Origin of the sequence: uncultured Granulicatella sp., assembly GCF_963515615.1 — a bacterium.
Taxonomy (GTDB): domain Bacteria; phylum Bacillota; class Bacilli; order Lactobacillales; family Aerococcaceae; genus Granulicatella.
Genome location: NZ_CAUPZT010000013.1, coordinates 16,063 through 40,124 on the forward strand (window position 1 = coordinate 16,063; position 24,062 = coordinate 40,124).

At 34.7% G+C, this 24,062-nt stretch carries 19 protein-coding genes and 1 tRNA gene; 16 read left to right on the forward strand and 4 right to left on the reverse strand.

Annotated features, from left to right (window positions below; genetic code table 11):
• Positions 1 to 7: 7 nt before the first annotated feature.
• Positions 8 to 742, reverse strand: coding sequence for a GntR family transcriptional regulator (locus tag RYL55_RS03570; RefSeq protein ID WP_314111216.1), 735 nt, complete (start codon positions 740 to 742; stop codon positions 8 to 10).
• Positions 743 to 1,017: 275 nt separating this feature from the next.
• Here RYL55_RS03570 and sdaAB point away from each other — a divergent pair, with 275 nt between their 5' ends.
• Genes sdaAB through msrA form a run of 3 tightly spaced genes read left to right on the forward strand, consistent with a single transcriptional unit; the run spans position 1,018 to position 3,136 of the window.
• Positions 1,018 to 1,689 (forward strand): L-serine ammonia-lyase, iron-sulfur-dependent subunit beta, encoded by a 672-nt coding sequence (sdaAB, locus tag RYL55_RS03575; protein WP_315007361.1) that lies wholly within the window; start codon positions 1,018 to 1,020, stop codon positions 1,687 to 1,689.
• A 20-nt stretch (positions 1,690 to 1,709) separates the two neighbouring features.
• Positions 1,710 to 2,612 (forward strand): L-serine ammonia-lyase, iron-sulfur-dependent, subunit alpha, encoded by a 903-nt coding sequence (sdaAA, locus tag RYL55_RS03580; RefSeq protein ID WP_315007363.1) that lies wholly within the window; start codon positions 1,710 to 1,712, stop codon positions 2,610 to 2,612.
• A 2-nt stretch (positions 2,613 to 2,614) separates the two neighbouring features.
• Positions 2,615 to 3,136: a peptide-methionine (S)-S-oxide reductase MsrA gene (gene msrA, locus RYL55_RS03585; protein ID WP_315007365.1), complete on the forward strand. Its 522-nt coding sequence runs from the start codon at positions 2,615 to 2,617 to the stop codon at positions 3,134 to 3,136.
• A 62-nt stretch (positions 3,137 to 3,198) separates the two neighbouring features.
• Here msrA and brnQ read toward each other — a convergent pair whose 3' ends face one another.
• Positions 3,199 to 4,515 (reverse strand): branched-chain amino acid transport system II carrier protein, encoded by a 1,317-nt coding sequence (gene brnQ, locus RYL55_RS03590; RefSeq protein WP_315007367.1) that lies wholly within the window; start codon positions 4,513 to 4,515, stop codon positions 3,199 to 3,201.
• A gap of 199 nt (positions 4,516 to 4,714) precedes the next feature.
• Between brnQ and dusB the strand changes: the two genes are divergently transcribed.
• The 13 genes from dusB to RYL55_RS03655 all read left to right on the forward strand — a co-directional run bounded on the left by dusB (position 4,715) and on the right by RYL55_RS03655 (position 22,057).
• Positions 4,715 to 5,734, forward strand: a complete 1,020-nt coding sequence (dusB, locus tag RYL55_RS03595) for a tRNA dihydrouridine synthase DusB (protein ID WP_315007369.1) — start codon at positions 4,715 to 4,717, stop codon at positions 5,732 to 5,734.
• A gap of 90 nt (positions 5,735 to 5,824) precedes the next feature.
• Positions 5,825 to 6,883 carry a DMT family transporter gene (locus RYL55_RS03600; protein WP_315007393.1) on the forward strand — a complete coding sequence of 353 codons (1,059 nt, stop codon included), beginning with the start codon at positions 5,825 to 5,827 and terminating at the stop codon, positions 6,881 to 6,883.
• A 238-nt stretch (positions 6,884 to 7,121) separates the two neighbouring features.
• Positions 7,122 to 8,627, forward strand: coding sequence for a lysine--tRNA ligase (gene lysS / locus RYL55_RS03605; RefSeq protein WP_315007371.1), 1,506 nt, complete (start codon positions 7,122 to 7,124; stop codon positions 8,625 to 8,627).
• A gap of 146 nt (positions 8,628 to 8,773) precedes the next feature.
• The gene (gene dnaB / locus RYL55_RS03610) at positions 8,774 to 10,159 is read left to right on the forward strand and encodes a replicative DNA helicase (RefSeq protein WP_315007395.1); all 1,386 of its coding nucleotides are present in this window, start codon (positions 8,774 to 8,776) and stop codon (positions 10,157 to 10,159) included.
• 23 nt (positions 10,160 to 10,182) lie between these two features.
• The gene (locus RYL55_RS03615) at positions 10,183 to 11,478 is read left to right on the forward strand and encodes an adenylosuccinate synthase (protein WP_315007373.1); all 1,296 of its coding nucleotides are present in this window, start codon (positions 10,183 to 10,185) and stop codon (positions 11,476 to 11,478) included.
• Between the two features lie 38 nt (positions 11,479 to 11,516).
• Positions 11,517 to 12,233, forward strand: coding sequence for a response regulator YycF (gene yycF / locus RYL55_RS03620; RefSeq protein ID WP_315007375.1), 717 nt, complete (start codon positions 11,517 to 11,519; stop codon positions 12,231 to 12,233).
• Positions 12,234 to 12,307: 74 nt separating this feature from the next.
• On the forward strand, positions 12,308 to 14,158 hold the full coding sequence (walK, locus tag RYL55_RS03625; protein ID WP_315007377.1) for a cell wall metabolism sensor histidine kinase WalK: 1,851 nt from the start codon (positions 12,308 to 12,310) through the stop codon (positions 14,156 to 14,158).
• On the forward strand, positions 14,149 to 15,483 hold the full coding sequence (locus RYL55_RS03630) for a two-component system activity regulator YycH (protein ID WP_315007379.1): 1,335 nt from the start codon (positions 14,149 to 14,151) through the stop codon (positions 15,481 to 15,483). Before walK ends, RYL55_RS03630 begins: the two co-directional genes overlap by 10 nt.
• Entirely contained in the window at positions 15,473 to 16,303 is an 831-nt protein-coding gene (locus tag RYL55_RS03635; protein ID WP_315007381.1) for a two-component system regulatory protein YycI, read from the forward strand. The genes RYL55_RS03630 and RYL55_RS03635 overlap by 11 nt, the downstream gene beginning before the upstream one ends.
• 13 nt (positions 16,304 to 16,316) lie before the next feature.
• Positions 16,317 to 17,123 carry an MBL fold metallo-hydrolase gene (locus tag RYL55_RS03640; protein WP_315007383.1) on the forward strand — a complete coding sequence of 269 codons (807 nt, stop codon included), beginning with the start codon at positions 16,317 to 16,319 and terminating at the stop codon, positions 17,121 to 17,123.
• A 147-nt stretch (positions 17,124 to 17,270) separates the two neighbouring features.
• A complete protein-coding gene (locus tag RYL55_RS03645) occupies positions 17,271 to 18,587 on the forward strand; it encodes a trypsin-like peptidase domain-containing protein (protein WP_315007385.1) in 1,317 nt (438 codons plus the stop codon).
• Between the two features lie 452 nt (positions 18,588 to 19,039).
• Positions 19,040 to 19,127: transfer RNA gene (locus RYL55_RS03650), tRNA-Ser, on the forward strand.
• A 158-nt stretch (positions 19,128 to 19,285) separates the two neighbouring features.
• Positions 19,286 to 22,057 (forward strand): AAA family ATPase, encoded by a 2,772-nt coding sequence (locus RYL55_RS03655; RefSeq protein WP_315007387.1) that lies wholly within the window; start codon positions 19,286 to 19,288, stop codon positions 22,055 to 22,057.
• A gap of 38 nt (positions 22,058 to 22,095) precedes the next feature.
• Here the strand turns inward: RYL55_RS03655 and larD are convergent, their stop codons facing one another.
• Together larD and larC are read right to left on the reverse strand one after the other, a co-directional pair.
• Positions 22,096 to 22,827 (reverse strand): D/L-lactic acid transporter LarD, encoded by a 732-nt coding sequence (gene larD, locus RYL55_RS03660; protein ID WP_315007389.1) that lies wholly within the window; start codon positions 22,825 to 22,827, stop codon positions 22,096 to 22,098.
• A gap of 30 nt (positions 22,828 to 22,857) precedes the next feature.
• Positions 22,858 to 24,062 (reverse strand): nickel pincer cofactor biosynthesis protein LarC (larC, locus tag RYL55_RS03665; RefSeq protein WP_315007391.1); only part of this gene is annotated, 1,205 nt, incomplete at its 5' end.

Consider the following 24,062-nt stretch of genomic DNA (forward strand, 5'->3'; position numbering starts at 1 on the left):
TTTTGATTTATTTATGTGAATTTCTATGGTAACGAACTTTATAGAAGAATTGGTCACTTCTTGCGACACTGATTGTAAATTCAATGACATGATTTTCGCTATTTACACTAATTCTTTTTAAGCGTAGACAAGCGGCATGCATCGGTGTTTCCAAGATAGGGGCCTCATCTTTTGTGAGAATACTCGCTGAAAATTCCTCATCTGCATAAATGATTTTTTGTTGAAAATCATCTGAGAAGACTTCATACAAGGAACGATTTTGCAATTGTTCTTGTGTGAGATTAGGGAATAGTCTAGCGGGTAAGAAGGTAGTTTCCTTCATCATTGGTACGCCATCTGCAAAACGAATTCGTTTGAGTCGATAAATATATTCGCCCGTTTCAATTCCTAATTGCTGAGCAATATAGCTATCGGCTTTGTAGTAATGAAAGGCGGTAATAATGGTTGAAGGAGTTCTGCCTAATTCTTTCATTTGTTCCGTAAAACTATAGCCTTCTAGTAAATTTTGACGTTCTTTCCATTGGCTAGAAATAAAAGTGCCTTTTCCATGGCGTTTGTAAATATAGCCTAAAGTTTCTAATTCTTTTAAGGCTGTACGGACAGTCGTACGACTGACGCCATATTCTTTACAAATTTCTCGTTCGGACAACATTTTTTGGTGTACTTGTCCATGTGTCGTAATATATTCGATAAGATCTAAACTTAATTTAGAATAAAGTGGCACTTGTTCTGTTTCTACCATTGGATTTCCCTCCTTTCTAAAACATTAACGTCTACTGGTCATTACCAGTTATTATTATTTTAAGTTTAAAAAACTCATAAGTCAAGAATTCTATCCAAAAAACTATTCTAAGTGAGAATTTTCCTTTTTAGAAATAGTTTCAAAGGGAGTAGGCAATCTATAGCAAAAAGTGATGAGTAGTTCGTATTATTTTGAATAGGAGAAGATGATGCAAAACTTGACGAGCTTCCTAGAAAAAAAGTACAATAAAGGGTACAAAAGAGAGGGGTATCATTGTGGATAAAGTGTTCAATTATAAAAGTTGTTTCGATATTATCGGTCCTATTATGATTGGGCCATCAAGTTCTCATACGGCAGGAGCGCTTGCAATTGGAAGATGCGCTAGACAATTGTTTGGTGGAACTCCTAAAAGTGTCCAATGTATTTATTATGAATCATTTGCTCAAACTCATAAAGGACATGGCACAGATTTTGCTATTATTAGTGGAGTTCTGGGCTTTGAAACAGATGATGAACGTGTTCCACAAGCAGTTGAGATTGCTACTAAAGAAGGTATTTCAATTGAATTTATCGAAAGAGATGAGCCCAGTCCAGTCGCTCATGCGAATACAGCTGATTTAACGTTGATGTCTGCCACAAGACGAGTCCGTTTAATTGGGACTTCTATTGGTGGAGGAACTGTGGAAATCAAATATGTGGAAGTAGATGGATTCATCTCTAATCTTTCAGGACCACTACCAATTATTTTAGAAATTCTTCCAATTGAAGAAGATTCAATAGTGGAACCTCTATTAGAAGAATTTGGTGTTTCGATTGGGAAACAAAAAGAATTGAAGGAAGGTTCATCTCGCTTTATACAATATGAATTGAATGGATTAATTTCCCCAAGCCTTCAAGAAAAATTACAATTGATTCAACAAGAAAAAACAATCTATGTCTTTACATAAAATAAGAAAGGAATTTCGTGATGTTTGTTAGCATACAGGAATTAGTCGCATTAGCAACTAGCCAAAATAAATCTATTTCTGAAGTGATGATTGAACAAGAAATGGAAATGACCCAACAAAGTCGAGAATTTATTTGGGCGAAGATGGAAAAAAATCTTCAAACAATGAAGCAAGCAGTAGAAAGAAGTGTACAGGGTCAAGGTGTATTCTCTCCAACAGGACTAACCGGTGGCGATGCTGTAAAAATGAAAAAATATCGCGAAAAGGGAAAAACTTTATCTGGAGATAATATTTTAGCAGGAGTACAGTACGCTCTAGGAACAAATGAAGTGAATGCAGCAATGGGAATTGTGTGTGCGACACCAACTGCGGGAGCAAGTGGGACATTACCAGGCGTTATATTTTCCATTGCAGATAGCATGGACTTAACTCAAGAACAGCAAGTGAGATTCTTATTTACTGCTTCAGCATTCGGAATGGTCGTTGCTAATAATGCGATGATTTCGGGCGCTATGGGTGGTTGCCAAGCAGAAGTGGGAAGTGCTAGTGCGATGTCTGCAGCTGCAGCTGTTGAAGCTGCTGGAGGGACGCCGCAACAATGTTCAGAAGCTTTTTCGATTGCATTAGGGAATTTGCTAGGCTTAGTGTGTGACCCTGTTGCCGGCTTAGTAGAAGTCCCATGTGTGAAGAGAAATGCGATTGGAGCAGGAAATGCATTGATTGCGGCTGATATGGCGTTAGCAGGAATTACAAATGTGATTCCAGCAGATGAAACGATTGAGGCAATGCGTTCTATCGCAAGAAGAATGCCAAGTGAATTAAGAGAAACAGGACTAGGCGGAACAGCAGGAACTCGAACAGGACTAGCGATAAAAATGAAAATTTTCGGACAAGATGTTTCGTTAGAAAAAGAGGAGGAATAATGATGGCAAAAGAAGTCGCAACATTTGCAGGAGGATGCTTCTGGTGTATGATTAAACCATTTGATACACAACCAGGAATTGAATCTGTCATTGCAGGTTATACAGGGGGACATAAGGAAAATCCTACTTATAAAGAAGTTTGTTCAGGAACAACAGGACATACAGAAGCGGTACAAATTACCTTTGATCCAGAAATCTTCTCTTATGAACAATTAGTGGAAGTCTATTGGCAACAAACAGACCCAACTGATGCGATGGGACAATTTGTAGATAGAGGCGATTCTTATCGACCAGTGATTTTTTATCACTCTCCAGAACAAAAAGCAATCGCAGAAGCTTCGAAAAAAGCTTTACAAGACAGTGGACGTTTTAAAAAAGATATTGTTACAAAAATCGAACCAGCGAGTACATTTTATCCAGCTGAAGAGTATCACCAAGATTTTTATAAGAAAAATCCAGACCATTACTACCGTTACCGTGGTATGTCTGGACGTGATACGTTTATTGAAGAGAGTTGGAAATAGGATTATATAAAAACAAACCCGAGGAATTTCGAAAAATGAAATTCCTCGGGTTTTTGTTACCTTTAAACTCTTTTACTCCCTATCCCAGTAAATTTACTAATAACAGTAAACACAACTGATCCAATAATAGCAGGTACTAACCATTCGAATCCAAATTGATGTAATGGTAAGGTGTTTGTCCAAGCTGCTAATTCTGAGAGGAAGTTACCACCTTGCATTTGTGAGAATAGATGAATCGCTTGAATTCCTCCAATGAAGAACGCTCCAACAACTGTACCTGTATAAGTCCAGTTATAAACAATATAGCGGTCAAAAATTGATAAGAAGATTAAGGCGATGACCATTGGATAAATAGCGCTTAGAACAGGGACTGCTAATTGTAATAAGGCATCCACTCCTAAAAGTGATAGAAGGAATGAAAGAACGACTGATACGACAACAATTTTTTTATATTCTAATTTTCCATTTGTTAAGGTTGAAAAATAATGTCCACAAGTTGTAATTAATCCAACAGATGTTGTTAAGCAAGCAAAGGATACAGCAATGCCCATAGCAACTTTACCAAATGAGCCTAATAATTGTTCAATTAATCCGATTAATAATGCAGGGCGTTGAACCGTTGAGTCATAAACCGTACTTACAGTAGCTCCAGCATACGTTAAACTGCTGTACACTAATGCTAGTAAAATGAAAGATACAATCCCAACTCCAAACATCATTTGATGTTGTTCTTTTTTCTCTGTATAGCCACGTCTAGTTAAGTCTGAAATCACAACTCCTGCCATTAAGGCTGCTCCAAGTGCGTCCATTGTTTGGTAGCCTTCTTTGAAGCTTTGAGAAAATAATCCTGCAGAAGTTGTTGTTTGGAATCCTGCATTTGGCTGAACGACAGCAGCAATAAATACAAGTAATAAAATGACTAATAATATTGGTGTTAAATATTTTCCAATCGCATCAATAACGGTGTGCGAATGAATCGCAATATATAACGTTAACCCAAAAAAGATAAGAGAGGTAATCCATTGTGGAGCAGTTGGTACAAATGATTGTACAAAAATTTCATGAGTCGTAGCTCCGGTTCTTGGAACGGCAAATAATGGTCCAATTAAAATAATGGAAATCGCTCCAATAATGATAGAAAAATGTTTACTAACTCTTTTTCCTAAATCAGTTGCTTGTCCTCCTAATAGAGCTGTTACAATAACTCCAAGAATCGGTAATAGTGGGTCTGATAATAAAAAGGCAATATTGGCAATGCCCCAATTATTTCCAGAGATAACGCCCAGATAAGGGGGGAAGATTAAATTTCCAGCACCAAAGAAGATGGCAAATAATGCAAATCCACAAATAATAATGTCAGTGATTTTCTTTCGAGACATAAATTTCCTCCTGTATATTCTTAAAAAATGATTAAAAAACAATTATAAATAGTGTACCATTTCTTTTTCTAGAATGCTAGTGATATTTCGAGAAAATTCACAAATGTTTTGTAGCCTAAAAATAGACCGTGATAATACACGAATGATAGCTATCTATGGTACAATAGCTAAGCAGAATGATTGAAAGTGAGGAAATGAAATGAGTTTTAAGATTGGCAATATTCAAATTGACAATCCAGTAGTTGTTGCACCGATGGCTGGAATTAGTAATTCAGCTTTTCGTGTAACGGTAAAAGAATTTGGAGCAGGCTTAGTTGTTTGCGAAATGATTAGTGATAAAGGGATTCAATTTAGAAATGAAAAAACATTAAGCATGTTGCATATTGAGCCAAATGAATATCCATTGAGTGTCCAAATTATGGGCGGAAATAAAGATACATTAGTAGAAGCTGCAAAATATGTAGCTGAAAATACAGAGGCAGCAATTATTGATATTAATATGGGATGTCCTGTTAATAAGGTGATTAAAGCTGAAGCTGGCGCAAAATGGTTATTAGATCCAAATAAAGTTTATGAAATGGTTGCTACAGTAGTGGATGCAGTGGATAAACCTGTAACGGTTAAAATGCGTACCGGTTGGGATGATGAACATTTATATGCCGTTGAAAATGCCCTAGCAGCAGAACGAGCAGGTGCAAGTGCTGTTGCGATGCATGGTAGAACTCGTGTACAAATGTATGATGGAAAAGCAAACTGGGAAATTCTTGGTGAAGTGAAGAAAAACTTAACACGCATTCCATTAATTGGAAATGGAGATGTGCGTTCTCCTCAAGATGCTAAGAAAATGATTGAAGTTGCAGGTGTTGATGGAGTCATGATTGGACGAGCTGCTCTAGCAAATCCATGGATGATTAAACAAACCGTTCATTATTTAGAAACGGGAGAATTATTACCGGAAAATACAGTTCCTGAAAAAATTGAAATTGCTAAAACTCATTTAGATCGTTTAGCTAACCTAAAAGGTGAGTCAGTAGCGACAAAAGAATTCCGTAAATTAGCTGCTTATTACTTAAAAGGAATTCCTCGTGCAACGAAAACAAAAGTTGCGATTAATGAGTCTACAACAGTATCTCAAGTGAATGAAATTTTAGATCAATTTGTTCAAGAACATTTAGAACGTGTTGAAAGACAATTAGAACGTGGGAAAGAAGTAGAGTAAGACTTTATCGAATTTACTATTACCACAAAAAATAGAGGCTGTTCTGATTAAGAATAGCTTCTTATATTTTTCTAGTATTGGGGATGAGATATTTTGAAGGGAAAAACAAAGACAAGTGCGATTATATTAGCGTTGTTAGCAGCTGCATTTTATGCCATTAATACACCGTTTTCAAAAGTTCTATTGGAAAATGTTCCACCAACTTTTTTAGCAGCTTTTCTGTATCTTGGAGCGGGTGTTGGAGTTGGAATGATGTATTTATTTCACATCAAAAAAGAAGATAAATCAGAGAGACTTACAAAACAGGATTTACCTTATACGGTTGGAATGATTCTATTAGATATAGTTGCACCTATATTTTTAATGATAGGAATAAAAATGGGGACAGCATCTAATGCCTCACTCCTCGGTAATTTTGAAATTGTAGCGACTACATTAATAGCGTTACTTATTTTTAAGGAAAAAGTATCAGGAAAACTGTGGATTGCAATAGGGTTTATTACATTATCAAGTATTGTTTTGTCATTTGAGGGAATTGGTAGTTTTCAGTTTTCTATAGGCTCTCTTTTCGTTATCTTAGCAACTTGTTGCTGGGGGCTTGAAAATAACTGTACAAGAAAGATATCAGAGAAAAGTACATATCAGATTGTTTTGTTAAAAGGAATTTTTTCCGGAGGAGGCGCATTTGTTATTGCTGTCTTACTTGGTGAAAAGATTCCAGAAATGAAATATATTGTCATGATTATGTTGCTTGGCTATGTTTCATATGGATTAAGTATTTTTCTATATATACGAGCACAAAGAAATTTAGGTGCAGCTAAGACGAGTGCCTATTATGCAGTGGCACCTTTTGTAGGCTCATTTTTAGCGTTTGCAGTAAATGGAGAAAAACTAGCTGTAGAATATTTTGTGGGACTAGCTTTTATGTTCATTGGAACGGCGTTTGTCGTTTATGATACTATGATAAAAAATCATCTTCATGGGCATATGCATACGATTGTTCATACACATAATGGAGTTACACATACTCATGTGGTTATGCATACTCATGAGCATTATCATTTTGGAGATGAAGAGTTCCATCATCATAAACATGAAGGTTTTATCAATAGTTATGAACATAAATTGGCTCATGAGAATGGAGTATAGAATTCAGTTTATCATGTGAAATAGAGACGCAATAGGCGATAGAAAATGAAAAAATCTATCGTCTTTTTTATATGTATGTTTAAAAAATATTGACGCAGATAAAAGAAAAAGACCAGAATGTTAGGAAGGCTTAATAAAGAAAAATAAACATAATCATAAACGCTTTATTTATCAGTCAATAATTGGTACAATAGATTAGAAATACAGTGACTCATGTCACAAAAAAGGAGGAAATACAGTGTCTAACGAAGTAGAAGTACAAGAAACACTGAATGATCAATTACAAGTTCGCCGTGAAAAAATGCATCAATTACGTGAAAAAGGAGTAGAGCCTTTTTCAACAGGATTTAAACAAAAGCAATCCACTGAAGAAATTCATCAACAATTTGAAGGTGCGACAAAAGAAAGCTTAGCTGAACAAGAAGAAGTGACGATTCAAATCGCAGGTCGTATTATGACAAAACGTGGAAAAGGAAAAGCTGGTTTTGCTCATATTCAAGATGGTAAAGGTCAAATTCAAATTTATGTTCGTAAAGATGTTGTCGGAGACGAAGCTTATGAATTATTTGATAAAGCTGACTTAGGAGATATCGTTGGTGTTGTAGGAACAGTTATGGTGACAAACACTGGTGAATTATCTGTTAAAGCTACTCAATTTGTTCATTTAACAAAAGCTTTACGTCCATTACCAGATAAATATCATGGATTAACAAATGTAGAACAACAATATCGTCAACGTTACTTAGACTTAATTAGTAACCGTGACAGTATGGATCGTTTTGTAACACGTAGTAAAATTATCCGTGAAATTCGTCATTACTTAGATTCTCGTGATTATTTAGAAGTGGAAACACCAGTATTACATACATTAGCTGGTGGTGCGAATGCTCGTCCATTTATTACTCATCACAATGCTTTAGATATGGAATTATACATGCGTATCGCTCCAGAATTACACTTAAAACGTTTAGTAGTAGGTGGTATGGAACGTGTGTATGAAATCGGTCGTGTATTCCGTAATGAAGGAATCGATACAACTCACAACCCTGAGTTCACATCAATTGAAATCTATACTGCTTATACTGACTATCAAGATGTTATGGACTTAACAGAAGGAATCGTATCAAGTGTTGCCCAAGAAGTTTTAGGTAAAACAAAAGTTCCTTATGGAGAATATGAAGTGGAATTAAAAGCTCCTTGGAAGAGAGTTCATATGGTAGATGCCATTAAAGAAGTAACGGGAGTAGATTTCTGGGTAGAAATGACAGATGAAGAAGCTCGTGCGATTGCTAAAGAAAAAGGTGTGAAAGTTGAAGACTCAATGACTTATGGTCACGTAGTAAATGAGTTCTTCGAAACATTTGTAGAAGAAACATTAATTCAACCAACATTCATTTATGGGCATCCAGTAGCAGTGTCTCCACTTGCTCGTAAAAATGATGAAGACCCACGCTTCACAGATCGCTTCGAATGCTTCATTTGTACAAAAGAATATGCAAATGGATTTACAGAGTTAACAGATCCAATCGATCAACGTGAACGTTTCATGAAACAAGTAGAAGAAAAAGAAACAGGTAACGATGAAGCTCATCCATTGGATGAAGATTTCGTACAAGCATTAGAATATGGATTATCTCCAACTGGTGGGGTAGGTATCGGTATTGACCGTTTAGTAATGTTACTAACAAACAGCCAATCAATCCGTAACGTATTACTATTCCCAACAATGAAACATCAAGACTAATAGAAGAGGCACTTCCTAGAAAATCCAAGACGGAGAAACCGTCTTGGATTTTTTCTGTTCTGTGGAAGGTTCTGCCTGTTTCTTTTGTAGATTTTATGGTAAAATGACACCGTATGTATAGAATGAAAGAAGGTGTCAATGGACAAGTGGATGAACAATTTGAAGGAAGAATTCCACCGCAAAATTTAGATGCAGAACAATCTGTTTTAGGAGCGATATTATTAGATCCAGATTCAATTGTATCTGTAATGGAATTTTTAATGCCAGATGATTTTTATCGTGTAAATCATCAAGTCATTTTTAAAGCGATGGTAGAGTTAAATAATGATTCTTCGCCCATTGATATTGTTTCAGTTGCAGAACGTTTAAATCAAAATAAACAATTAGAAAATGCAGGAGGACAACTTTATTTGCTTGAATTAGCAGAAAAAGTACCCACTGCTTCGAATGTAGAATATTATTCTAAAATCGTGAGTGAAAAATCAACTTTACGAAAATTAATTCGAACTTCTACGGATATTGCAACAGATGCATATGGTGAAACCGATGAAGTAGCAGCCGTATTGGATAGAGCTGAGCGAAGTATTTTAGAAGTTTCTGAAAAGAGAAATCGAGCAGGGTTTGTAGATATTACAAAAATCTTGAATGAAGCGTATTTATCTCTTGAAGAGCGTATGAAAAATACAGGAGAAATTACCGGAATTCCAACAGGATATATTGATTTAGATCGAATGACTTCTGGACTTCATTCGGATGAATTAATTATTTTAGCAGCACGTCCATCTGTCGGGAAAACCGCATTTGTATTAAATATTGCTAAAAATGTTGCGACAAAAACAAATGAAACGGTAGCCATTTTTAGTTTAGAAATGAGTGCGGAATCTCTTGTAAACCGGATGTTATGTTCGGAAGGAAGTATTGATGCAAGTAATATGCGAAATGGTCGTTTAACGGAAGAAGAACTTCGTAGTTATTTTGTAGCATCGGGTACTTTATCGAATGCTCCAATTTATATTGATGATACACCTGGTATTCGAGTATCGGAAATTCGTGCAAAATGTAGACGATTAAAACAAGAACGAAATAATCTTGGATTAATTATAATTGATTACTTACAATTAATTGAAGGAAATGGCCGAGAAAGTCGTCAACAAGAAGTTTCAGAAATTTCAAGAAATTTAAAGAAACTTGCTAAAGAATTAAGTGTTCCGGTTATTGCTTTATCTCAATTATCACGTGGAGTAGAGCAAAGACAAGATAAGCGTCCGGTGATGTCGGATATTCGTGAATCTGGTTCGATTGAGCAAGATGCGGATATTGTAGCGTTCTTATATCGAGATGATTATTACCGACAAGAACCAGATGAAGATGGAAAAGTTCCAGAACAAGAGTCGAATAATATTATTGAAGTCATTATAGAAAAGAACCGTAGTGGTCCACGAGGAACCGTAGAATTAATGTTTATAAAAGAATATAATAAATTTACATCGATAGCATCGAAAAGTTTAGAAGCTACAATGCCACCAATGTAAAAAAAAATTAAAGAGGTGCGGATATGTCATCAGTAGTAGTAGTAGGTACACAATGGGGAGACGAAGGAAAGGGTAAAATTACAGATTTCCTTAGTGAACAGGCAGAGTATGTTGCTCGTTATCAAGGGGGCGATAATGCTGGTCATACGATTCAATTTGGAGGAGAAACGTATAAATTACATTTAATTCCATCAGGAATTTTTTCTCCTGAAAAACTTTGTATTATTGGGAATGGGGTTGTCGTTAATCCAAAATCTTTAGTAACAGAGTTAGCCTATTTACATGAAAGAAATATTGCGACTGATAATTTAAGAATTTCAGATCGTGCACACGTAATTTTGCCATATCATATTGAATTGGATCGTTTACAAGAAGAAGCTAAAGGGGACAATAAAATCGGTACAACGATTAAAGGAATTGGACCTGCATATATGGATAAAGCAGCTCGTGTGGGAATTCGTATTGCGGATTTATTAGATCGAGAAGTTTTTGAAGAACGTTTGCGTATTAATTTAGAAGATAAAAACCGTCAATTTACGAAATTATATGATGCAAATCCAATGAATTTTGAAGAAATTTTGGAAGAATATTATGAATATGGGCAACAAATTAAACAATATGTTTGTGATACTTCCGTATTATTAAATGAAGCTTTAGATAATGGAAAACGTGTGTTATTTGAAGGCGCACAAGGCGTGATGTTGGATATTGACCAAGGAACTTATCCATTTGTCACATCTTCGAATCCATTAGCAGGTGGAGTAACGATAGGTAGTGGTGTTGGCCCTTCAAAAGTTACAAAAGTAGTCGGTGTTTGTAAAGCCTACACTTCTCGTGTAGGAGACGGACCATTCCCTACAGAATTATTTGATGAAATTGGAAGCCGTATTCGTGAAGTTGGTCGTGAATATGGAACAACTACTGGACGTCCACGTCGTGTTGGATGGTTTGACAGTGTTGTGATGAGACATTCTAAACGTGTATCAGGTATTACAAATCTATGCTTAAATAGTATCGATGTATTAACTGGATTAGAAACTGTAAAAATTTGTGTTTCTTATCGTAAACCAAATGGAGAAGAAATTCGCCATTATCCAGCAAGTTTAGTAGAATTAGGACAATGTGAACCTGTTTATGAAGAACTTCCAGGTTGGAGTGAAGATATTACAGGATGTCGTACATTAGAAGAATTACCAATTGAAGCGCAAAACTATGTACGCAGAGTTTCAGAATTAGTAGGAGTAAAAATCTCAACATTCTCAGTAGGTCCTGATAGAAATCAAACCAACATTTTAGAAGATGTTTGGGATAGTAAATAATATTTCCCGAACGCTCAATCGCAAGAGAGGAGCTCGTTATGAAAAAAATTTTAGTCGTAGATGACGAAAAACCAATCTCAGATATTGTCAAATTTAGTTTGTCAAAAGAAGGGTTCGAAGTTGTTACCGCATTTGATGGGGAAGAAGGATTAGCAGTTTTTGCTGCTGAAAATCCCGATTTAGTAATTTTAGATTTGATGTTACCAAAAATTGAAGGTTTAGAAGTTTGTCGAGAAATTCGTAAAACTAGTAATGTTCCAATTATTATGGTAACTGCAAAAGATTCAGAAATTGATAAAGTGTTAGGCTTAGAATTAGGAGCCGATGACTACGTGACAAAACCATTCTCAAATCGAGAATTAATTGCTCGTGTAAAAGCTAATTTACGTCGTCAACATGTTGCCCCTAGTGAACCAGATGAAGAAAAGGTAGCCAATGAAATTGTGTTAGGTTCTCTCATTATTCACGAGGATGCATATGTTGTATCCAAACGAGGAGAAGAAATTGAATTAACTCACCGTGAGTTTGAATTACTTCACTATTTAGCAAAACATATTGGTCAAGTGATTACAAGAGAACATTTATTACAAACCGTTTGGGGTTATGACTATTTTGGAGATGTTCGTACGGTTGACGTAACTGTCAGACGTTTACGTGAAAAAATTGAAGATACACCAAGTCATCCGACATGGATTATGACAAGACGTGGAGTAGGTTACTATATTAAAACTCCAGAACAAGAAAAAGAAGCTTAGAAAGATGCGCTTTTCTTTACCAAGAACTATTCTGGGAAGAAAGGCGCATTTATTATCTATAAAGGAGATATCATATGCAAAAAGTGAAACGATTTTTTCGTTCCATTCAATTTAAAATTCCAGTGTTATTCATTTTCATGCTGATGATTTCTTTGCAATTAATTGTTGCGAATTTCTTGCGTCAATTGGAAACACAGATGATTTCCAACTTCCAAGAACAAATTCAATTGCAAGTTGGATTTTTGAAAAATAGTGTGCAACCTATTTTAGCAAGAGATGATAAAGATGAAGTGAAAATAGCCGAAATCTCTAAAATACTACAAGATTATCCAACGGGTAGTAGTATTGTAGAAGCTCGTATTATGGATACTCAGGGATATATTTTAGGAACAACCAATCAATCGCAACAATCCGTTGTTGGGACTCGAACAACAGAAGCAGATGCACAACAAGTATTATTAACCAATGATGTGTATGCTTACAATTATACTGAACATGAAAATCGTTATTGGAAGATTGTTTCGCCAATTTCTCCAATAAGCGGCAATTCTGGTAATCCATTAGGAATTATTTCTGTTACGACCAATATTGAGTCAAGGTATACACAAGTAAAAGATATTGGAGTTATTTTTGTTAGTTCATCTTTGATTGCGATTGTATTAGTAATTATTATTACATTCCTTATTTCTCAAGGAATTACAAAACCAATTGCGGAGATGAAGAAACAAACGGAAAAAATAGCAGAGGGAAATTATACTGGAGAAGTTAAAATTTATAGTGATGATGAGTTAGGGCAGTTAGGTCAAGCGATTAATGATCTTTCGTTGAAAATTAAAGAAGCACAAGAAAGTACTGAATCCGAACGTCAACGCTTAGATAGTGTCTTGCGTCATATGAGTGATGGGGTAATTGCGACAGATAGACGTGGTCGTATTGTCATTATGAATACGGCAGCTTTAGATATTTTGAATTTAAAATCAGAAAAAGTGATTGGAATTCCCCTTCTGGAAATTCTTCCATTGGAAGAGCGTGTTACTTTTAGAGAATTATTAGAAACGCAACAAGAGCGATTAATTTACTTAGAAGAGGATGGAGAAGATTCAATGATTCAATGTGAATTTTCTGTTATTCAACGTGAATCAGGATTTATTAGTGGATTAGTCTGTGTTCTAACTGACGTTACTGAGCAACAAAAAATTGAACGAGAACGTAGAAATTTCGTATCAAATGTATCGCATGAATTGCGTACGCCGTTAACAAGTATTAAGAGTTATACTGAAGCCTTAGTCGATGGAGCGTGGGAAAATAAAGAGATTGCTCCAGGATTTTTAAATGTAATTGAAACGGAAACAGATCGTATGATGCGAATGATTACAGATTTGTTGAATTTATCTCGTATGGACCAAAATCGTTTTGGATTAGAAAAAGAATTTATTAATATGAATGAATTAGTAGTTCATATTGTGAATCGATTTGAAATGGTATTACAATCAGAGCCTTATCGAGATAAAAATTATCGTATTTTAACGGATATTACGCAACGTGATTTATGGGTGGAATTAGATCAAGATAAGATTACTCAAGTGTTAGATAATATTATTAATAATGCGATTAAATATTCTCCAGATGGGGGACGTATTATTATTCGTTTAATGGAAACTCATACGGATATTATTGTAAGTGTGAGCGATGAAGGGTTAGGAATTGCTAGAAAAGATATCCCTCATTTATTTGACCGTTTTTATCGTGTGGATAAAGCACGTTCGCGTGCAATGGGTGGAAGTGGTCTTGGATTAGCGATTGCTCAAGAAGTTGTCCAATTACATGGCGGAAAAATTTGGGTAAACAGTATTGAAAATAAAGGATCTACCTTCTTTGTTTCCTTACCATATATTCCATTTGAAGAGGATGGTGAATGGGAATGAGAATTCGTTCTAGATATTTAATTGCCGTTTTAATCGTTTTAAGTTTGTTTAGCTTAGCCTTAACGGCGGTGATTGTTTTTCGTCCAGTAGAAATTTTTTCATATAATGGATTAACAAGAAATGTGGCCTCTACAAATCAAGATAATAGTACACAAGCACGAGTTAATTATGCGTTAGAAGATGTATTTCGTCCAACTCGTTTTGTCTATTCTTATGAAAATAAGGTGAAAATGACGAGTGACTCAACCATTATTGAATCCGTGAATAATGCTTTAGTGGGAAAATATAAGGAAATTGGAAAGAGAGAAGTTCTATCTCAAGAAAATTATGAACAATTAGTATTAAGGGACTCCTTTAGTCAACTACTTTTTGATGCTCCTGTTACTTTTTCTATTATGAGTCGATATTTTGCGGATATTCCCGAGGAATTTCGTCAAGAAACCTTTAGTAGAATTATATATCGCTATGATGATTCTAAAAGTGTTTATTTTGTAAATGATTATACGAAACAGTTGTACCAAGCTAAAATAGATCAAGATGTTCAAACAGAATTTTCAAAATTTTATGAAGAAGATAAATTTTATCTCGTAGAATCCTATATTTTAAAACATAAACAAGTATTTATTGAAGTGAATAATTTATCACTGGAAAAGCAAACGTATTTAATGGAACAAATACCGATTAGTTTTTATATTACACAATTATTTGCAAATCCATCAGAGTTAAGAAATAGAAGTGATGGGCAATCCATTATTTATAACGATAATTTATCCCAATTAAAAATGGATCGTTCAACGAATGTTATTTCCTATTATCAAAATCGTGTGGATGATGAGCCTTTATCATTGACGGTTCATTTACAGCAATCCTTTGCTCAAATGAAAAAAATTGGTGGATGGAAATTAGGAATGAGTTTTTCTGATTTTGATACAGAAAGAAAAATTGTGGAATATATGCGTTACGTTGGTTCCTATCCAATTCTTTCGGATGCAAAGGAAGGTTTTTCTCAATTTATTATTACGCTTACTGGGGTGGAAAAGATGCGTTTGTCTTCGCTGATTGCGGAAACGCCTATTCCTGCTAAAAATCAAAAGGTTGATTTAATGAGTGGAAAAGAATTAATGGATCAAATCTTAGGTAAAGGAATTTCCTTAAGTACGTTAGAGGATATTCGACTAGGATATGCTTGGAAATCAAGTCCAGAAAGTAATCAAATCGTTGAATTTCTTCCAAATTGGTATATAAAAGTAGATGGAAATTGGAGAACATTAGAAGAATTAAATCAACCACTAAAAGATCAAGGAGGGGATAGCGATGGATTTTAGACGATCGACTTTGGTATTAATTATCAGTTTCCTCTTTTTAGATATATTTTTATTTGGACTATTTTGGCAAATGAAAAAAGAAGTAAAAACTCCTTTAAATACCAGTATTAATGTAATGGAACAAATGCGAAATGATGGAATTACAGTAACGGGAGTGAACATGACCGTAGAATCTCTTCCAATTATTCAAATTAGTCCGATTAGTATTGAAGCACCTGTGAATGCATTGCCGAGTCAGGTTGTATCTTATGATAAGGGAGTTATTTCCTCTCAATTAATTTTTCCAATCCAATTAACATTAGATGCTAATACCACAGCGACTATGGAAAATTTTGCAGAATTAACAGCTTATGTTGAGAGTGGAGCGATTGTCAATGGAAATCAATATACATGGTTCAATTATAATCCCACAACACGAAAAGTGATTTATGCACAAAGAGCGAATCAAATACCGGTTATGGATGGAAGTAGTCAAATTATTTTTACCTTGAATGCTAATAATCAAGTCATTAGTTATGAGCAAACTTTTGCGGGGAATGTTGAAAAACTAGGGAATAATCGTTCTTTAATTACTTCTCAAAAGGCAATAGAAGTATTATATTTGGCAGGAAGAATTCCAACTCGATCAACGATTTCAGTTGTTCGATTATCTTATTATAAATCGTTAGCTTTAAAAGATTTATCCATCTATTCTCCAGCTTGGTATGTAGAATTTAAACAAGCAGATGGGCAAATGATTGTTCGACGGGTAGATGCTATTCGAGGGACTGTCTTAACAAATGAAGCGACTGAAACAGTCAATACAGGAACAACGCAATAGGAAGGAAGGAAATATGAGCGAATCAAGTTTTTTAGTGAGTCTATTAGCTAGTGGAAGTTCTGGTAATGCAACTTATATTGAAACTCCACAAAGAAAAATTTTAGTAGATTGTGGCTTAACAGGAAAAGCTATTGCCGCCCAAATGGAAAAAATTGGACGCTCAGTAGCAGATATTGATACTATTTTGGTAACGCATGAACATGTCGATCATATTAAAGGAATCGGCGTATTAGCAAGAAAGTATGGCATGGATATTTATGCCAATGAGAAAACATGGAAGGCGATGGAAAGAAAAAATATTGGGGTCATTAAACAAGAACAAAAGCACTTATTTGAACCAGGAGTAATAAAAACTTTTGGAGATATTGATGTAATGAGTTTTGCTGTATCTCATGATGCAGCTTGTCCTCAATTTTACTCCTTTCAAAAAGATCAAAAACAATTTGTCATGTTAACGGATACGGGTTATGTTAGCGAGAAATTAAGAAGATTATTATATAATGCAGATGCTTATTTAATGGAAAGTAATCATGATGTCGATATGTTACGGATGGGAAATTATGCCTGGCATTTAAAACAAAGAATCTTAAGTGATAAAGGACATTTATCCAATGAAGATGGTGCATTAGCGATGTGCGAAATGCTAGGAGATAAGACGAAAAGAATTTATTTAGGACATTTAAGTCAAGATAATAATTTAAAAGAACTAGCTTATCAAACTGCGGAATCCATTCTATTACAACATGATTGTGGGATTCATGATACTTTTGAAGTGTATCATACAGATCCATATGAGCCGACAGAATTATTTAGAGTTTAAAGAAAATTCAATTATTTGAGTATTTATTTACAAGTTTATAATGGATTTATTACATTATCTTCAAACTTTTTTCAAAAAGCTAGATTAGTATAAGGGTGTCAAAAGAAAGCAATAAAGTGATTGCTAAGATGAAAAGGAGGGATATTCATGACAAATGAATTCCATGAAGAAGTAGAAAATAAACAAGAAAATACACAAATAGATGAAACAATAATAGAAGAAAGTATTCCTGAAGTTACAAGACAAGGTAAGAAAAAAAGAGCTTTTCGCTCAGGATTTGTTGGTGGAGTAACGGGTGGCTTATTAGCTGTAATCATTGGATTTGGCGCTATGAGTGCAACAGGAACCTTAAACCAATTAACAGGAGTAAGATCTACAGCAACTAGTACAACAACTGTCAAAACAAGTCCTACAGCATTATCGAATAAGGGTGCTGGAGATGTCTCTGATGTTGTTGCAAATGTGAAAAATGCAGTTGTTTCTGTTATTAATAAACAAAGTATCAATCAAAATAGTTTATTTGGTAATTACGGTCAAAGCCGCAGACAAAATCAAAAAACAGAAGATAGTGATTTAACAACTGCTTCTGAAGGTAGTGGAGTGATTTATAAAGTTGAAAATGGCTATGCTTATATCGTAACAAATAATCATGTTATTTCTGGTTCTCAAGAATTAGAAGTATTAATGGCAGATGGTACTCGTGAAAAAGCAGAATTAATTGGTGCAGATAAATGGACGGATTTAGCAGTATTAAAAATTAAAGCAGATAAAGTGACAACTGTTGCTGAGTTTGCAAATTCAGATGAAGTGAAAGCTGGGCAAACAGCTATTGCTATCGGTTCGCCTCTAGGAACTGAATTTGCTACAAGTGTGACTCAAGGAATTGTGTCTGCCAAAGATCGTTCTGTTCCAACAGATGTGGATGGAGATGGAAAACAAGATTGGGTTGTAACGGCTATCCAAACAGATGCTGCAATTAACCCAGGAAATTCTGGTGGAGCATTAGTGAATGCCGCAGGACAAGTCATTGGAATCAATTCTATGAAAATTAGTAAATCTAGTGTAGAAGGAATTGGATTTGCAATTCCAAGTAATGAGGTAGTTTCTATTATTAATCAATTAGAAAAATCCGGTAAAGTGATTCGTCCAGTTTTAGGGATTTCAATGGTAGATTTAACCTCTGTTTCTTCTCAAGGTCGTCAACAATTAGATTTATCAAACGATGTTAAAGAAGGTGTCGTTGTAGCGGATGTCCAAGAGAATAGTAGCGCAAGTAAAGGCGGATTAAAACAATATGATGTCATTACGGAAATTGACGGTAAACCAATTACAGGTGTACAAACATTAAGAAAAGCATTGTATAGTAAAACTGTTGGCTCTAGTATGGAAGTAACGTACTATAGAAATGGACAAAAACAAACAGCAACGATTCAATTAACAAGTTCAGATAGTCCAAGTTTATAAAATGATGCTATCCACATAGTTATCCACAAAAATGTTGATAACTATGTGGATATTTTTTTAAAGTTTTGTAAAAAAAGAAAAAATAAATTTTTAAAATCATTGATATGATAAGCTTTTTTTGAAAATAAGTTATCCACAGGTGAAGGGGAAATTGTGAATAAGTTTATTGCGATAGTTATCAAAACCTTGTTATATCAATGTTTCCAGACGTTATGGATAACTTTGGATAATGGAATAAAATTGTGGATAAATCAAGCGAACAAGATATAACAGAAATATTACAAAAAAAGGGTATTGACCAATATATAGTGGATAGAGAGGAAGGATAAACAAAATTTAGTAGCGAACATGTGTACATGTGGATAACTCTGTGGATAAGTTGTAAATTTTATATAATTTTTTGGAAAAATCTTGAGGAGTTAGAGGGAAAGGCATATACTATTGTTAATAATGGAGAAGTACCCAAGAGGCTGAAGGGGTCGCACTCGAAATGCGATAGGTCGTGGAAGCGGCGCGGGAGTTCAAATCTCCTCTTCTCCTTTTATATTATTGATATATCAAGGTTTTTAGAGGTTTTGTTCCGCGATTGTTCCGTGAACGAAGCCTTTTTTTAATAGAGTTTTCAAACTAACATTGGTATAATAAAACTATTATATGTAGAAATGTTGACGAAATAAAAAGATATAAGGAGTGAGAATATGCCAAGATTTCTTGTTGGAGCAACTGAAGACACTTGGGATTTTGATGCGGCTTATGAAGCAGCTGAGGATGGAGATATTATTGAATTTACTCCTCATTTGACAATGAATTTTACAAAAGAACCTGTTACTGAAATAACAAAAAATATAACAATTGTTGGTCATGTAGAAGGGAATAGGTTTTTAAATACGATTACGGGAAAAATTAAAATTTCTAATAAGGTAAACGTGACTTTTCAAAACTTGTGGATGTCAGTATTACAAAATACCAATATGTTTCATATTACAGGAGAATCGGAAGTTACTTTTGAAAACAGTGTATTACAAACAGATTTTCCAGAAAATGATCATTTCTTAGTATTTTCAGAAGAAAAAAGTAAAGTCCATTTTAAGAAGTTTACGACAAAATTACCGGACAAACACCAATTAGGGATGAAATTTATTCATTCAGCCGTTTCTATTCAAGATTCTACGATTCAAAATCGATTATTGATTCGTGAACATTCTGAATTAGAATTTGTACATTCCAAAATGGAGTGTAGCCGACCAACATCTTTATGGATTGAAGATTCAAAACTATCGATTCTTTCAAGTCAAGTTACTGGCACATTTGAGGGTGGAAGTCAAGCGGTTTTAAATGCTAGCAAAAGTGAATTATTGATTCAAGATAGTCTAATACAAGGTGTTGGTAAGGATTATTATACGATTTATTTACAAAAATCTTGTACAGGAGTTTTCAAAAACTTAAATGTTGACTTTATGAAGTTAAAAAATAGTCATATTCGTATGGTAAATGGGGCTGTAAAGCATAATCTTGCGATTGATGGAGACTCCACTTTATATTCACGAGGGAGATTACGATTTTTAAATAACGAAAGTCAACATATTCCTATTAGTTTAACAACAAATGCTTTATTTGTTGGAGATAGTGTAGAAGTGGAAAAAGAAACTTCTACCATAATCCGTGTAAAAGAAGGTTCGAGCTTTATTGCCAATGACTTTATTCATTTAAATGGAGATGCTACAAAACTGAACTATGAAATAGATGAAACAAGTCAATGCAGCATTACACAGAAGCATAAAGTAGCTCCAGAAAGAAGCGAAAAAGGGGAAATTATTCGAACAGCGAATGAGCAAAAAGCTCCTCAAACGAATACTGATTACTATGCAGAGTTGCAAGGACTAATTGGACTAAAAACCGTCAAAGAAAAAGTAGATAAATTAATCCAACAGGCGAAATATAATCAATTACAAATTGAACAAGGATTACCTCCAGAAAAAATGACAATGCACGCAGCTTTCTTAGGAAATCCAGGAACGGGTAAGACAACCGTAGCACGATTAATGGGACAAATCTTATTCCAATATGGAGCCTTAAAAGGGGAAGAGTTCAAATTTGTAGAAGTATCAGCGGCTGATTTATTATCTGGATATGTGAATCAAACAGCAGAACAAACTCGTAAGAAATTAGAAGAAGCTAAAGGTGGCGTGTTATTTATTGATGAAGCGTATGCCTTAAATAAAAAAGGTTCGAATAGCACAGGCGAAGAAGCGATTAATGAATTGTTGACGTATATGGAAAACCATCGTGATGATATTATGGTGATTTTTGCTGGATATACAAAGGAAATGGAACAATTTTTCGATGTCAACCCAGGATTCAATTCTCGCGTGCCACATCAATTAACATTTGAAGATTATTCATCCGATGAAATTGTTCAAATGGGACTTAAAATTTTTGAAGGAAAAGCTCGAAAAGTTGAAGATCCAGAATTTTATGCTCGTAAAATTAAAGAAGCGTATAAACGTTCCTTAGATAAGAGTAATGCTCGATGGATTCGTAATCAAAATGAGCAAATTATGCAAGAATTTATTTTCCGTGTGATGTCACAAGATGGCGAAGATATGACTTTAATTAAAAACCAAGATATTGAAAAAGCATTGGCACAAGGAAGTTATGAAGAATCCGAACATAAAGCTGATGCATGGGAACAATTAAATCAATTAATTGGTTTAGAAAAAGTAAAAGAACAAGTCAGTGCCTTTATTCATCAAGTAGAATTATCGAAGGTGAGACAAGAACAAGGAATTGAAACAAAAAATATTACGTTACATTCGTTATTCTTAGGAAATCCAGGGACGGGTAAAACAACGGTTGCTAGAATTATTGGCGAATTATTGTATCAAAAAGGCATGATTGCAACTAATAAAATGGTAGAAGTTTCTCGTGGAGATTTAATTGGTGGATACCAAGGGCAAACAGCCATTAAAACAAGAGAACAGTTACAGGCTGCTCTAGGGGGAGTACTCTTTATTGATGAAGCTTATTCCTTAAAACATGGTCCTAATGATAATTTTGGACAAGAAGCGATTGATGAAATCTTGAAATTTATGGAAGATCATCGTCATGATATGGTTGTCATTTTTGCAGGATATCATAAAGAAATGAGGACTTTTTTAGAAACAAATTCAGGATTAGCAAGTCGTGTTCCAAATACATTTGATTTTGAAGATTATACCTCAGAAGAAATTGGACAAATTGGATTATATGAATTAGCTAGTGATTCCTTGACAGTAGATGAAGAAGCTTATCGTCAGGCTGTTGCAACAGCGTATGCTCATACGAATGACCGTAGTAATGGTCGTTGGATTCGTAATTTTAATGAGAAATTGAGATTACGCTTGGCTACTCGATTTGGTAATAATCCATCAATTGATCCAAACCAAATCATCCAACAAGATTTAGATGATGTGTTGGCGATGTTAAAATAAGAGCAAACAAAAAAAGCTGCGTTAGCAGCTTTTTTGTTTTACATGAAATATCCTAAGTAATAACGAACAAATAATGCAGCAGCTACAGCACCGATAAATGGAGCAGTACCTGGTACTAATAATCCATATTGCCAGTCATTATTTACTTTATTTTTGATTGGTAATACTTGGTACGCTAAACGAGGTCCTAAGTCACGAGCTTGGTTCATCGCAAATCCTGTAGTACCTCCTAGCCCCATACCAACAGCCCATACAAGTAAACCAACAATAATGTTTAATTGATCTTTATTTACTTGTTCAGTAGCTAAAATAGCTGTTAAGAAAATAAAGGTTGCAAATGCTTCGACGAAGTAGTTACGTGGTAAGTTACGGCAGTTAGGGTTTGTAGAGAAGATGTTACGAATCGCAATTCCATCTACTTGACCTTCAGAAGCTGTAAAGTGGTCTGCATACATGAACCATACGATAACAGCACCAGCAAATGCACCTAAAAATTCAGCGATTGCAATAGGGATAAATTGTTCAGCAGGCAATAATCCCAATACCACTTTTGCTAATGCCATAGCTGGGTTAATACTAACTCCACCAAAGATAAATAATGTAACAGTAATACCAAATGCCCATGTTGTGATGGCGAATAAGTGACCTGAACCATTATATTTCGTTTTTTTCAATACTTCGTCACAGTGTACCCCAACCCCAAATAAAATCATAAGGGCAGTTCCCATAAATTCAGATGATAATAGGTGAATAAATTCTTGTGTAAACATAAAAATATAAAACTCCTTTTTATTATTAAATTATGATAAAACTTCTTTTTCTAATAGTTGATAGACTTTTCCAATTGGCATTTGATGTTCTTTGGCTAGTCTGGCACAATCCTCATATTCGAGAGTTGTTTTAGAGATATGTTGATAGGTGTTTTGTTTGACACGAATCATTCCTAAACTTGTTTTTACTTCTTGAAAAGTTCGTTGCATGACTTTCCTTGAAATTTTTTGATAACGAAATCCAATGGTGCTTGTTTGTTCAAATAGAATATTAGTAAATTCTTCTAATTGTGTGAGAGTAATTAGAAGAGTTACATGAATTGCTGGACGATTCTTTTTTGCTAAAACACTGAAATAAGTAACATCTAGCGCTCCTTTTTCATATAGGAAATCCATTAAATAACCCATTTGTTCAGGTGTTTGATCATCAATCGTCGTATCGATTTGATAAATATCATCGTCTAATTGATGCACTTCTTTGAACGAGTGAGTAGTTGGCTGACATAGACTTCCACGTAGAGCGTTGAATTTTCCAGTATCTCGTTTACCAAATCCATATCCTACAGCAGTAATTTCCAAGTTTTCTGGAATGGTAAAGTCTGGATGAATTGCTTTTAGTAAAGCGAGTCCAGTTGGTGTAATGAGTTCAGTTTTAATATCAAAGTCTTGATGAATTAAGATAGAAGTTCCTTTTCTTAATTGCATGACTGCAGGAACAGGAACAGGCATTACTCCATGAGCGACTTTGATAGTCCCGCTCCCTTCTACTAAAGGTGTACTGTACACTTTTGTAATTCCTAAGTTTTCAAATAAGATGAAGAAACTAGCGATATCTACAATCGAATCAATCGCTCCAACTTCGTGGAAATGAATGTGTTCAATTGGAACTTGATGAACGGCAGATTCTGCACGAGCGATGTCACGAAACACTTCCATACTTTTTTCTTTTACAAAGTCAGAAACGGTACTATTCTCAAAAATTTCAATAATTTTTAGTAATCCACGAACGTCATCGTGATGATGGTGACCATGTTCATGGTGATGATCGTGTTCATGGTGATGATCGTGTTCATGATGGTGGTCGTGTTCATGATGGTGGTCGTGTTCATGATGATGCTCATGTTCATGATGATGCTCATGTTCATGAGTGAAATCTCCATGGATTCCATGATCTTTTTCACCATGTTCTAAATGAACATCGAAATCAATTCCATAAATACTGCTTTTAGCAATTT

Coding starts and splice junctions, on each gene's coding strand:
- RYL55_RS03570 (WP_314111216.1), bottom strand. CDS start 742: ATGGTAGAAACAGAACAAGTGCCACTTTATTCTAAATTAAGTTTAGAT.
- sdaAA (WP_315007363.1), top strand. CDS start 1,710: ATGTTTGTTAGCATACAGGAATTAGTCGCATTAGCAACTAGCCAAAAT.
- msrA (WP_315007365.1), top strand. CDS start 2,615: ATGGCAAAAGAAGTCGCAACATTTGCAGGAGGATGCTTCTGGTGTATG.
- brnQ (WP_315007367.1), bottom strand. CDS start 4,515: ATGTCTCGAAAGAAAATCACTGACATTATTATTTGTGGATTTGCATTA.
- dusB (WP_315007369.1), top strand. CDS start 4,715: ATGAGTTTTAAGATTGGCAATATTCAAATTGACAATCCAGTAGTTGTT.
- RYL55_RS03615 (WP_315007373.1), top strand. CDS start 10,183: ATGTCATCAGTAGTAGTAGTAGGTACACAATGGGGAGACGAAGGAAAG.
- yycF (WP_315007375.1), top strand. CDS start 11,517: ATGAAAAAAATTTTAGTCGTAGATGACGAAAAACCAATCTCAGATATT.
- walK (WP_315007377.1), top strand. CDS start 12,308: ATGCAAAAAGTGAAACGATTTTTTCGTTCCATTCAATTTAAAATTCCA.
- RYL55_RS03630 (WP_315007379.1), top strand. CDS start 14,149: ATGGGAATGAGAATTCGTTCTAGATATTTAATTGCCGTTTTAATCGTT.
- RYL55_RS03635 (WP_315007381.1), top strand. CDS start 15,473: ATGGATTTTAGACGATCGACTTTGGTATTAATTATCAGTTTCCTCTTT.
- RYL55_RS03640 (WP_315007383.1), top strand. CDS start 16,317: ATGAGCGAATCAAGTTTTTTAGTGAGTCTATTAGCTAGTGGAAGTTCT.
- RYL55_RS03645 (WP_315007385.1), top strand. CDS start 17,271: ATGACAAATGAATTCCATGAAGAAGTAGAAAATAAACAAGAAAATACA.
- RYL55_RS03655 (WP_315007387.1), top strand. CDS start 19,286: ATGCCAAGATTTCTTGTTGGAGCAACTGAAGACACTTGGGATTTTGAT.
- larD (WP_315007389.1), bottom strand. CDS start 22,827: ATGTTTACACAAGAATTTATTCACCTATTATCATCTGAATTTATGGGA.